The 13072-nt window shown below is 53.5% G+C and carries 8 protein-coding genes; 6 read left to right on the forward strand and 2 right to left on the reverse strand.

Annotation, left to right across the window (positions count from 1 at the left end; all coding sequences use genetic code 11):
- Positions 1-58: 58 nt before the first annotated feature.
- The gene (gene xerD, locus CX651_RS00540) at positions 59-1003 is read right to left on the reverse strand and encodes a site-specific tyrosine recombinase XerD (RefSeq protein ID WP_101052614.1); all 945 of its coding nucleotides are present in this window, start codon (positions 1001-1003) and stop codon (positions 59-61) included.
- 132 nt (positions 1004-1135) lie between these two features.
- Complete coding sequence (gene brnQ, locus CX651_RS00545; RefSeq protein ID WP_101052617.1) at positions 1136-2545, reverse strand: branched-chain amino acid transport system II carrier protein; 1410 nt, start codon at positions 2543-2545, stop codon at positions 1136-1138.
- 575 nt (positions 2546-3120) lie between these two features.
- Here brnQ and CX651_RS00550 point away from each other — a divergent pair.
- From CX651_RS00550 to CX651_RS00575, 6 genes are all read left to right on the forward strand, one after another.
- Complete coding sequence (locus tag CX651_RS00550; protein ID WP_101052698.1) at positions 3121-3852, forward strand: tRNA1(Val) (adenine(37)-N6)-methyltransferase; 732 nt, start codon at positions 3121-3123, stop codon at positions 3850-3852.
- A gap of 108 nt (positions 3853-3960) precedes the next feature.
- Positions 3961-5184, forward strand: a complete 1224-nt coding sequence (gene srmB / locus CX651_RS00555) for an ATP-dependent RNA helicase SrmB (protein WP_101052619.1) — start codon at positions 3961-3963, stop codon at positions 5182-5184.
- Positions 5185-5465: 281 nt separating this feature from the next.
- Positions 5466-6680: an efflux RND transporter periplasmic adaptor subunit gene (locus CX651_RS00560; RefSeq protein WP_101052700.1), complete on the forward strand. Its 1215-nt coding sequence runs from the start codon at positions 5466-5468 to the stop codon at positions 6678-6680.
- A complete protein-coding gene (locus tag CX651_RS00565) occupies positions 6680-9829 on the forward strand; it encodes an efflux RND transporter permease subunit (protein WP_101052621.1) in 3150 nt (1049 codons plus the stop codon). The genes CX651_RS00560 and CX651_RS00565 overlap by 1 nt, the downstream gene beginning before the upstream one ends.
- A 169-nt stretch (positions 9830-9998) precedes the next feature.
- Entirely contained in the window at positions 9999-10616 is a 618-nt protein-coding gene (locus tag CX651_RS00570) for a TatD family nuclease-associated radical SAM protein (RefSeq protein WP_101052624.1), read from the forward strand.
- A 181-nt stretch (positions 10617-10797) separates the two neighbouring features.
- Positions 10798-13017 (forward strand): PAS domain-containing protein, encoded by a 2220-nt coding sequence (locus CX651_RS00575; RefSeq protein ID WP_101052627.1) that lies wholly within the window; start codon positions 10798-10800, stop codon positions 13015-13017.
- Positions 13018-13072: the final 55 nt, after the last annotated feature.

Consider the following 13072-nt stretch of genomic DNA (forward strand, 5'->3'; position numbering starts at 1 on the left):
CCAGGCATTAGCGTTAAAGCCAAGTGAGTGAATAGCTTGCTGATAGGGGGGAACCTGTTCAACCTCTTGGATGATGCTGTTGATGCAGCGACTGCAACCTGGCATTGGCCACATGGGTATAGATTTGGGTGGTGGACAAGGAGCTGTGCCCCAGCAGCAACTGCACTACCCGCAAGTCGGCGCCATGGTTGAGCAAATGGGTGGCAAAGGCGTGTCTCAGGGTATGGGGCGACAGCTCTGTGCTGATACCGGCTCGCAATGCATAGAGCTTGATCCTGTGCCAGAAAGTCTGGCGGGTCATCATCTGGGCGCGTTTGGAGGGAAACACCACATCACTCTGTTTACCGCCGAGCAGCTCGGCGCGCGCCAGCTTGAGGAAAGACTCGATTTCGCTGACGGCCACCTCGCCCATGGGCACCAAGCGCTCCTTGCCTCCTTTACCCGTGATCCGTACCAGCCCCTGACGCAGACTCATCTGCTCCAGCGTCAATCCCACCAATTCACTGACCCTGAGCCCGGTGGCGTATAACAGCTCCAGCATCGCCTTATCTCTGGCTTCGACCGGATCTTCCCGTATGGGCTCTGCCAGCAGGGCATCCACCTCGGCCTCGCTGAGACTGCCGGGCAGTTTGCGCTTGAGCTTGGTGGAGGCGATACGCGCCATGGGATCTTCCGTTATCAGTTGCCGACGCAGCAAAAAGCCGTAAAAGCGTCGCAAGCTACTCTTTAACCTGGCGCTGCTACTCTCGGCTCCCCCTTTATCGAATCGAAAACCGAGATAATCCTGCACCACTTCACGCCCGGCAGCGCTGAGCGTCAGCCCTCTTCCCTGCAGGTACTGATCAAAATGGCGCAGGTCATTGCGATAGGCCGCCAGGGTGTTGTCGCTCAGGCCCTTACTGGACCAGATGTCATCGAGAAAACCTTCAATCAAGGGATCCTGGACATAAGCGGATGAAGAAGTCGCGGCCACAAACAATACTCCAATAAAAAACGGCGTCATCAAGGATAACGCCGTCTCGAAATGGACTCCAGTCACTCAGGAAAGGACTTAAGTCATTTGCTGCAAACTATGTTACATCAGGCCGATAAGCCAATGCAGAGCATAGATGCAAACTGTGAGAAAATACCTTCCTCAGGCCGTTTGCGCCGCTTTGGGGCTAACAAACAGACAGATAATCATCACTGTCAGGGTTGGCGGTAGCCAAGCCATGCCCTCTTCGTAAAGCGGCAAAGTAGACATCACAGGAGCCAGGCTTTCCACCCCGGACACAAAGGCCAACAGCAAACCATTGGGTTCGGCAACTTCAGTCAGCGGCTTGAGTGAAGCCACAGTCACCTTTAGGGCATCAAAAATACCGAAGAACAGGGCCACCGACAGTGCCAGTCTGTGGGCAAACTTCGGATTGCGGAAATACGGTGTCAGGAAGGTCACCAACACCAAAGCTATCGCCACAGGGTAGATGGTCATCAGCACAGGAATACTGATAGCCAGCAGTTGAGTCAGGCCTACGTTGGCCACCACGGCACAGATGACGCTGAACAGCACCACCAGAAAACGATAAGTGGCGCCCGGGATCAACTCTTGGAAAAAGTCGGAGCAGGCACTCACCAACCCCACAGCCGTGGTCAAACAGGCCAAAGTAACCACAGTGGACAGCAGGATAATACCCATATCACCGAACTCATGAGTTACATAGTTGGTGAGGATCTGGCCACCACTTTCGGCGCCCTTGGCCATATCGCCGGCGGTTGCCCCGAGAAAGAACAGCGACACATACACAAATGCCAGACCGGCAGCGGCTACCAAGGCGGCGCGTACCAGATAGCGAGTCTGCAAGCCTGGCTCAGACACCCCTTTGTTACGCAAAATATCGATGATCAGCATACCGAACATCAAAGACGCCAGAGTGTCCATGGTGTTGTAGCCTTCGATAATGCCTTTGGTCAGCGGGTGCTTGATATAGTCGCCGCTGGCTGCCGGTACTTCACTGCCGGGCAGCAAGATCACCGAGACAGCCAAACCCACCAACAGCAGAATCAGCACAGGTGTCAACACCTTACCTATACTATCCATCAGTTTGCCGGGAAACAGTGCCAGCAGCATGGTCACCACAAAAAATCCCAGAGTATAGAATAGCTGTGGCTTATTCAGTTCCAGCCCCAAAATATTGACTACCGATGCAGGGTCTTGAATAAAAGGCAGCGCACCAATCTCATAGGCCACCAGGCCAGTACGAGGCGCCGCGAAGGCTGGGCCAATAATGATATAAATTGCCACCGCCAGAGCTGTCGCGGCAAAAGCTGGTAACAGCTTCATCACCTTGCCCTGCGCCTTGGCCACAGCAATCAAACCGGCCAGCGGTAACCCCACTGCGGTAATCAAAAAGCCAATCATGGCCAGTGGCATATTATCGCCTGCCAGTTGTCCGGCAAAAGGAGGAAAAATCAGGTTGCCCGCCCCGAGGAAAAACGCAAAGGTCATGAATCCCAGGCCCAGGGTGTCACCAAGTGTCAATTGAGTCTTGTGCACTGTATGCCCCATCTTGTTATGTTTTTTTAATAAACTTAAGTGATTGCGACATTTTTAGCTATAGCTGAAATAACAGCCGCCGCGCTCGCCCTATTCGAGTGTAAAGCCTTTATTACAGGCATCCGTGGTAAATTCGGCCCATTCTTGGCGAGTTTATGAACAATTGGCAGGGGTTTTCGCTGCTTTGCTTATCCTAAAACTGTTTTACCTTGATCTAATTCGCAGAATGCCGCGAATTAAGGGGAAACACTAATACCAGACCTAACCAAAGTACGCAATAACACGCCCCGATAGCCGACCAAAAACACAACAGATGCAAATCTCAGGATGAAAAAAAGTTGTTCAAGGTCACACCCTGCCCCAAACGAGGCAACAGACATAGCATTTTGCAAACATTTACTGGCGGCCCAACCTCCCTGCTGGTACGACCTTTCACACTCGCCCGACATCACTAACCTAAAGTGAGCAGCATCCCCTGCCAAAGTATGAACTCCAGCGAAACAAAGCTATGGCAAAGCCTTGGCGAATCACGACTCTTTCGGGATAAAATCAGCGCCAAGCATTTTGCTTGGGAGGTTGGGCAGTTAATGGCATTCAGTTTCAAGGCATTTCATATCGAAGATCACGGCTGCGGTATGCCGGTCAGTACTGATGGGGTGCTCTTGGGCGCCTGGGCGCCCTTAACCGGGGCCAAACGAGTACTGGATATAGGGGCTGGCAGCGGCTTGCTGAGTCTAATGGCGGCGCAGCGCAGTGAGGCCGAAATACTGGCGGTTGAGCTCGACTGCAGCGCAGCCCATGCCAGCAATACCAACTTCAAAGCTTCACCCTGGTCGAGCAGACTCGCTCTGTATCAAGGCTCAATTCAGGCCTATTGCCATGAGCATACCTTGGCTGACTCAACGCTGTTCGACCATATTCTCTGTAACCCGCCCTATTTCGAAACCGGCCCGCGCTCGGATGACCCCAAACGAGCCACAGCGAGACATACGGAGCATCTGAGCTTTGACGAGCTGTGTCTGGCGATAAAGCAGTTGTTAAAACCACAGGGACAGGCGAGTCTTATTCTGCCAATCCAGAGCTTGGACAGATTTAAACGCGCCGCAATTGAGCAAGGTTTGCGACTGGCCGCACGGGTCAGTGTCAGCAGCACGCCTCAAAAGCCCTGTAACCGACAGCTGTTACTGCTTGAGCATGTCAAGAAAGGGGAAGCAGTTGCCGCGCAGGAAGCCCACTCAGCTCTCTATATCAGAGAAGCCGATGGCCGTTATTCAGAGGCCATGGTACAACTGACTCGGGATTTTTACCTGAAACTCTAAACCATTGCTTGCAGCAAAGGGACTTATTCGCAAGTTCCCAGACCACAAGCTGTGCACGGCAACCCAGACAAGGTATACTCCCGCGCATTATTGTTTGAGATGCTTCCCATGCTATTTGAAGATTTTGATCTGGACCATAGGCTTTTGGATTCGCTAAAAGCCATGGGCCACAAGACACCGACCAGTATTCAACAATTGGCTCTGCCTTTGGCGCTGGAGCAGCGGGATATTCTTGCCCACGCCCCAACCGGCACAGGTAAGACCGCCAGTTTCCTGCTGCCGGCACTGCAACACCTGATTGACTTCCCTCGCCGTCGTCCTGGCCAGGCCAGAGTACTGGTGCTGACTCCGACCCGCGAGCTGGCCAGTCAGGTACACAGATACGCCTGCCATCTGGCAACCGGACTTGGGCTGGAGATTGGCATCATCACAGGCGGCGTTCCATACGCCCCGCAGGAAGAAGCCCTGGCCGGTAATCTGGATATTCTGGTAGCGACTCCGGGCCGTCTGCTCGAATACTTGGAGAAGCGTAAGTTTGAAGCCACCGAAGTGGAACTGCTTATCATAGATGAAGCCGACCGCATGCTGGATATGGGCTTCTCTCAGGTGGTGCAGACCCTAGCCATAGAAGCGCAGGGGCGTAAGCAGAATATGCTGTTCTCCGCCACACTGGAAGGCAGCGGCGTGCGCCGTTTTGCCGGCGAGCTGCTCAATGATCCTGTATTGGTGGAAGCCGAACCGCCACGCAGCGAAAAGGCCAAAATCCATCAATGGATCCACCTGGCCGACAACAAAGAGCACAAGTTTGCTCTCTTGTGCCACCTGCTCAATCAGGAAGAAACCAAGCGCGCCATCGTCTTTTGCAAGACCCGCGAAGTGGTCAGCAGCCTGGAAGGTTTGTTGCTGCAAGCCGGGATCCCCGCCGCCTTTATGCGCGGCGATATGGAGCAGAAAAAGCGTTTCCAGGCGCTGGGGCGTTTCACCAAGGGGGAAGTCAAGGTACTGCTGGCTACTGACGTCGCTGCCCGCGGCATAGATATCGAAGGCATTACCCATGTGATCAACTATGATATGCCCCGCTCTGCCGACGCCTATGTGCACAGGATTGGCCGTACCGGCCGCGCCGGCGCCAAGGGTACAGCCATCTCTCTGGTGGAAGCCCATGATATGCGGATCCTCAACAAGATTGAGCGCTATATTGAGCAGAAGCTGAAACGGCGGATCATCGAAGAGCTGCGTCCCAAGCACAAAGAAGCCAAGGTGCCGACCAAGAAAAAGGTCAAAACCAAGGATACCAGCACCAAGAACGGCAAGAAAAAGAAGAAGAAATAAGCAAGGGGCGAACAAGCCCCATGGGTTCTCTGCTTAGACTTACAGACCTGAGTACAAGGCATGGTTCGCGGCAAATGGACTAAGTCTTTTGCAAGAACACCATAAGCTTCGGCTTAAGCTATCGCCAAAAAGGACCCTAGGGTCCTTTTTTGTTACCTGCCTCACAGCCTTCTCGCCACCAACAGCTTTTGACACATTTTATTTACAAAAACACATTTATTGGCCGTTGCTTGTCTGGTAATTTAGGCTCAGATCAAGCCGCAAGCATGGATATGCAGAAGATTATGAAGACATTTTTCCGAAGAATAGCACCACTGCTCATCATAGCGGTCGCCATAATTGGCGCCGAACTCCTGATGATGACCAAGCAGGAGCCGGAACAAAAAGCGGAAGAGATCCCGCTGCCTGTGGTCGATGTGACTCAGGTCGAACAGCAGACAATGTCACTCAACCTGCCCTCCTACGGCACTGTGACCCCCAAGAATAAGACCCAGCTGGTCAGCGAAGTTCAGGGCCGCATCCTCAGCATAGCCCCGGCCTTTGTGGCCGGTGGTGTGGTGCACCAGGGCGATGAACTGGCAACGATAGAACCCTCTGATTATGAGGCCGACCTGATGCAAGCCCAGGCGACTCTGGCCCAGGCCAAGGCAGCACTGGATGAAGAAATTGCCCGCGGCGAAGTCGCCAAGATAGAATTCAGCGGTTATGACAATGGCATGCCACCCGAGCTTGGCTTGCGGGTTCCTCAGTTGAAGAAAGAGCAAGCCAACGTCAAGTATGCCGAAGCGGCACTTGCCAGAGCCAAACGCAACTTGGAACGCACCGTTATCCGAGCCCCTTTCGATGCCATAGTGCGTGCCCGCAGTGTCGATTTGGGGCAGTACGTTTCCATAGGCAGTAACCTGGGAGAACTTTACGACACGGCTGTGGCCGAAGTACGCCTGCCACTGACCAACAAAGATCTGGCCTATCTGGAATCAGTAGATAACCCTGATACTCAGGTGACCCTGAGCGCCGCCTTAGCGGGAAAAACCGTGACCTGGACCGGTAAGGTAGTACGCAGTGAAGGGGTGATAGATCCGGACAACCGCATGGTCTATCTTGTGGCCGAAGTGCAGGACCCTTATCTGCGAAAGCAGAAACAGAGCGGCCAGTTGCCACTGAAATTCGGCAGTTTTGTCAACGCCGTGATCAAGGGCCGCACAGTGGATGGTCTGGTGAAACTGCCAAGGTATATGGTGCGTAATCAACATGTAGCCGTAATAGACAAGGACAACAAGATAGAGATGCGTCAGGTCAACGTGGTGCGTACCGATCTTGAGTATGTCTACATCAAGGACAGCCTCAAAGACGGCGAACGGGTTTCCAAGACCAACCTTAACAATATGACCAATGGTCAATTGGTTCGTGTCGCCAATGACAAGGACAAAGACGCTTCCCACAGTGAAGATAGTGACACTCAGGAGCAGCACCTGGCTGCGGCGGGTGAACTCTGATGGAGCAAGAAAAAGGGATCATTGCCTGGTTTACCCGCAACAATGTCGCCGCCAACCTCTTGATGTGGGTTTTGCTGATTGGCGGGATATTCAGTGCCTTTCTGATCAATAAAGAGGTGTTTCCCAGCTTCGAACTCAACTATTTGCGGATCTCGGTCGCCTACCCCGGCGCGGCGCCGCAGGAGATTGAAGAAGGGATCACCATCAAGATTGAAGAGGCGATTCAGGACATCAGCGGCATCAAGAAAGTCACCTCGGTTGCCAGTGAAGGCGTGGGCTCTGTCACCATAGAGGTGGAAGACGGCTATGATGCCAAAGAAGTACTGGATGAGGCCAAACTCAGAGTCGATGCCATCGCCACCTTCCCGGCCAATATCGAAAAACCGGATATTTTCAGGATCAAGCCAGAAAACAACGTCATTTGGGTGTCTGTCTATGGCGACATGACACTGCACGATATGAAAGAGCTGGCCAAGGAGATCCGTGATGAGATCACCAACCTGCCAGCGGTGACCCGCGCCGAAGTGACCGGGGTACGCGACTATGAAATCGGTATCGAAGTCTCGGAAGATAAGCTCAGAGAGTACGGCCTCACCTTCACTCAGGTGGCGCAGGCAGTGCAGAACACTTCGATAGATCTGCCCGGTGGCTCAATTCGGGCTCAGGACGGTGACATACTTTTGCGTACCAAGGGCCAGGCCTACACGGGAGATGACTTTGCCAACATAGTGGTCAGTACCCGCGCCGATGGTAGCCGGGTAATGCTGCCCATGGTGGCCGAGATCAAGGATGACTTTGAGGAGCGGCTCGAGTACACCCGCTTCGACGGCATGCCAGCGGCCATCATAGAGATCACCAGCATAGACGATCAAAACGCCTTGACGATTGCCGATCAGGTCAAAGGTTTTATTGCCGAGCGTCAGGCCACTCTGCCCAGTGGTGCCAAACTGGACTACTGGGGTGACCTAACCCACTATCTCAAGGGCCGCCTCAACATGATGCTGTCCAACATGTTTATGGGTGCCTTGTTGGTGTTCATTATCCTGGCACTGTTCCTGGATCTGAAACTGGCCTTCTGGGTTATGCTGGGGCTGCCTGTGTGCTTCCTCGGCGCCATGGCGCTGATGCCGATGGAACCTTTTGGCTTGTCTATCAACATGTTGACCCTGTTCGCCTTTATTTTGGTGCTGGGGATAGTGGTGGATGATGCGATAGTCATAGGCGAGAGTGCCCATACCGAGGTCGAGCGTCACGGCCACTCGATCACCAATGTGATCCGCGGCGCCAAGAAGGTCGCCATGCCCGCCACTTTCGGAGTGTTGACCACTATCGCCGCTTTTATCCCCATGTTGATGGTGCCCGGTCCCATGGGGATCATCTGGAAATCCATCGGCATGATAGTGATCCTCTGCCTGGCCTTTTCACTGGTAGAGTCCAAGTTCATTCTGCCGGCGCACCTGGCGCACATGAAGCCCAGCAAACCCAATCCCAACCCTGGGCCATTTGGCCGCTTCAAGCGCGCCTTCAACGAAAAAGTGCAGCATTTTATCCACCACAGTTACCGCAACTTTATGGAGCGGATGATCCCCCACAGATATACCCTGGTGGCGGGCTTTATCGGCGTGCTTATTCTGTCGGTCGCCATGGTCACCAGTGGCAAGGTGCGCTGGGTGTTCTTCCCGGATATTCCATCCGACTTTATCCAGGTCAATCTGGAAATGGATGAAGGCAGTTCAGAGCTCAACACCCTGGATGTGGTGCAGAAAATTGAAAATGCCCTCTATACCATGAACCAGCAGATGGAATCCGAAATCGGCTACCCTGTGGTGAAGCACAGCTTTATCAATATGAGCAGCCGCACCTCGGCATTTATCTTTGCCGAGCTGACCAAGGGTGAAGACAGGGAAGTGGACGGCGTGACTATAGCCGAGGCCTGGCGCAAACAGCTGCCGGACTTGGTGGCGGTGAAGAAACTCAATATCAATGCCAGCACCAATGATGCCGGCGGCGATATCTCTTTTCGCTTTACCTCCACCGATCTGGAACAATTGTCAGCAGCCGCCAAAGAACTAAAGCAGAAGCTTGCCAGTTATGAAGGCGTTTATGATATTGCCGATAATTTCTCCTCCGGCAGCCATGAAATTCGCCTCAAAATTCGTCCCGAGGCCGAGGCGCTTGGGCTGACGTTATCGGATCTGGCACGCCAGGTGCGTTATGGCTTCTATGGTTATGAGGCGCAACGAATTTTACGCAACAAGGAAGAGGTCAAGGTGATGGTGCGTTATCCGCTGGAACAGCGCCGCACCATAGGCCATCTGGAGAACATGATGATCCGCACGCCAAATGGCATGGCGGTGCCCTTCTCTACCGTGGCCGAACTCGAACTGGGGGAATCTTACTCTTCCATAACCCGGGTGGATGGTCGCAGGGCGATTACCGTAACCGCCAACGCCAACAAGGATAAAGTGGAGCCCTCCAAGGTGGTGCAGGAGATCCAGGAGAAGTTTATGCCTGAGCTCGAGCGTAAATATTCCCATATTTCCGCCAGCCTCGACGGTGCCAGCCAGGATGAACAGGCGGCTATGGTCGGCTTGCTGCAAGGCTTCTTCTTCGCGATATTTACCATCTATGCCTTGATGGCCATTCCGCTCAAGTCCTACAGCCAGCCGCTGATCATCATGTCGGTGATCCCCTTCGGTATGATAGGCGCACTTTTTGGCCACTTTATTCTGGGGCTGTCCATGAGCATTCTCAGTCTCTGCGGCATAGTTGCTCTGGCAGGGGTGGTAGTGAATGATTCATTGATTTTGGTAGACTTCGTCAACCGCGCCCGTGAGCAGGGTCAGTCAGTGGTCAAGGCGGCCATAGATTCGGGGTGTTATCGTTTCCGGGCGATTATCCTCACCTCGCTGACCACTTTCGTCGGCCTGGTGCCCATCATAATGGAGCGCAGCCTGCAGGCACAGATAGTGATCCCCATGGCCACCTCTCTGGCGTTCGGTATTCTGTTCTCCACCTTGGTGACCCTGATCCTGGTACCCATGCTCTATATCATTCTCGATGATCTGACCCACAAGAGCCGGGCCCTGTACCACTGGTGGTGGCGTCCTAAAGAGGCTGAGGCCCAGTTAAATGAATCGCAACACTGAGTAAGTTATTTAAGGGAGCCCAAAGGCTCCCTTCCCTTATCAGGCAACAAATTCATATCAAGCCGACCAATACAGGCCCCAAGTAGGGGTTTTCTGATCCTGCTAGCATTTTCAACAAGGATTCTTGGTTAGACTCAAAGATATATCCTGCATGCCCTATTGAGTCGTTATGAGCAGCACAGCCCAAAACCAACCCACACTCGTCTATGACATACGCAACAGCCGCTATCTGAATATTACCGGCCGCTGCACCTTGAGATGTCGCTTCTGCCCCAAGCACAACGGCAGCAAGAGTATTCATGAGTATCAGCTGGATCTCAAGGTCCGCCCCCGCGGCAGCGATATCATTCCGCTACTCGGCGAGGTAACCCGTTTCGATGAATATGTGTTCTGCGGCTACGGTGAACCGACACTCAATCTCGACACCTTGCTGGAAGTGGCCCGCGAAATAAAACGCCGCGGTGGTAAGGTTAGAGTCAATACCGATGGCCTCGGTAACCTGTTTCACAGGCGCAACATATTGCCTGAGCTGGCCGAGTGCGTCGATGCCCTGTCGATCTCACTCAATGCCGACACAGAGACAGGCTATATTAAACACTGTCGCCCACGGCTGGCGGGTTCCTGGGATGCGGTCAACGCCTTTATCCGCGAAGCGCCCCGTTACATCAAGCAGGTGCAGGTATCGGCACTCGATGGCCTGGAAGGGGTGGATATCGACGCCTGTCGCAAACTAGTGGAAGACGCCGGTTGTCAATTCAAGCACAGGATCCTCGGGCAGCTGGGATAATTTAACCGCTGAATCCAGCCGATGATGCCATAACCCCGGTCAAAACCGTCACATAACTGATTTGCGCCTTGCTTGGCCCCATTGTTAACCGCTCGGTGAGCACTCAGTCACCGTCGATGCCCGCCGGGTTATTTCGTGTTAACATGAGCGCAATTTTTCACTCTGGAGCCAGCACAGTTCCATGTTCAAAAAGAATACCGGACTCAAAGACACGCCTTTGCTTATCTCGGCTCAGGGTATTCACTGGTCCCAGCAGCGCTTGCTGGCCGTTGCCAGTCAGCTGAGCATGCTGGTGATCACTGTGATACTTATTACCAATGTGTTAATCACCTTAGGCGAACGACGTCTGCAGGAGGAATGGGCGGTACAAAGATACAGCGAGCTGCAAACCGTCGGCGCCCTGCTGGCCGATAAAATCTCCTTCCAACAGTTTCGCACCCAGATGTTTGCCAAGTCCGAGTATCTACGCCAGTACCTGGATAATCCGGGACACAAGGAATATCAGCGTCTATTGACGAGCTGGGACAGCCTGAAGCGTAGCACCCCAGAGCTACTGGATCTGGCCCTGTTTGATGCCGATGGCAAGTTTCGTATCGCTACCAGTAATACCTTCGGCGGCATGTCTATGCCGCCGGCACTCTTGGGTAACAAGCATAACCTCGGAAGCCAGGATATTTATACCTCGGCATTGGAGTTTGCCCCGATTAGCGGGCGTCTCGAACCTTACATATATCAAGTCGCCCGACTGGAAACTCAAGATCAGACTGTGCGCGGTTATCTGGTCACCTACAACTCCATGTTGCAAATGCTGCAGGCGATAAAACCGGCTTTCTCCAGCAATGCCTCGCCGCTATTGCTGTTTGACAATCAAGGCCTGCTCTATGCCGGAGCATCGGATCTGGAGCCCTTGGCAAGGTTACCGGAAACCATGGGCAGCAGCATAAGACAGAGCTACCCGGCACTATGGAGCAAGATGGCCGCAAGCAACTTTGGCCAATTCCACGGTGAAGACGCCACCTTCGTCTACCTCAAATTGCAGTTGGCCTCGCCCAATGATGCCAAGCGTGAATATCTGCTGCTTTCCTATATCCGCAATCACGATATCGCTTCGCGCTTTTTCCAATGGCGCAATATGTTGTTGGCTTGTGCCGCCATACTGACCATTCTGGCGACCGCGGTTATTCTGCTGACCCATATGTTCCGCCTCGAACAGCGTGCCAGACAAAACAGCATCGAGTTGGCCCGTGGCCTGTTCCGCTCCAACCTGGGTTGTGTACTGGTCAACCCTAGTGGCCGTATCGTCAGCGCCAACGCCACTGCTGCCCGTATTCTGCAACTCGAACAAGATGAGCTGCCGGATCGCAGTTTGCAGCGGATCCTGCAGTTGGAGGATGAGCTCTACGCATCAATAAAACAGCAACTTGCAGATATCGGAGAGTGGCGTGGCGAGGTGCAACTAGAGTCTCTGGACAACGCCCAACTCAGACTGCATATCCGCCGTTACTATGCCAGCCGACAGACTTATCTACTGATTACCTTTGAGGATATCGGCGAACTCAAACAAGCCCAACAGGAAGCCTTCCTCAGCAAGCTGTTGACCGGCAGCAATGTTGCTACCGCCTTGACCACGCCGTCGGGGCAGTTGCTCAAAGTTAACGACGCCTTCGATAAGCTGATGCAGCTCAATGGCGATATCAGCCATAGTCTGGCGGCTCTACTGGAAAACGATCTTGGCAACCAATGGCAAAGAATAAGCCAATTGGTGAGTATGCAAGGCCAGTGGCAGGGGCAGATCCTTTGTACCCAGCGTCATGGCAGTTGCCTGCAGGCCACGCTCAAGGGCTATCTGGATCAAGACGGCGAGATTGAGTATCTGATATGCACCCTGGAACAGGCAACCCCGAGAAATAAAGTTGAAGCCAGTGGCGATCTGGTGCCGCACCGCAGTACCATCCTGGTGAATCTCAGAGATCTGGATCGCTACTTCAAGTCCATGTCCGAAGATGAAAAACTACAGGCCAGTCTGCTTCTGATGGACATAAGCCCCGAGGGCATGCTCAGCCATATGAGTGATATAGGCCAGTTGGAAAACCGCCAACACGAGGTGGAGATGCAACTACTCAGGGATCTGCCCAACAGCTATCAAATGTCCCACTGGCAGTTGGGAAAACTCATTATCATATTGCCGGAAACCGATGCCAACCAGGCGCACCACTATGCGGTCAAGGCTCTGGCCAGCCTAAGTGAAAATGGCTTGGCCGAAGGGATCAGCATAGGTATAGCCGCCTATCTACCGGGCCAGAGTCTGGAGCAATTCCTCGGCAATGCAGAAGTGGCACTGAAACGAGCCAAGCAGACAGGTGAGCAGAATATCTGCCAGGCCTATACCCGCCAGCTCTGATATAAGTTGCCTTTGATAATAAAGAGTTGCTGTGTACGGCGCTGCTTTTCGCAGC

The organism is Shewanella chilikensis (genome assembly GCF_002836945.1).
In the GTDB taxonomy this organism is placed as follows: Bacteria; Pseudomonadota; Gammaproteobacteria; order Enterobacterales; family Shewanellaceae; genus Shewanella; species Shewanella chilikensis.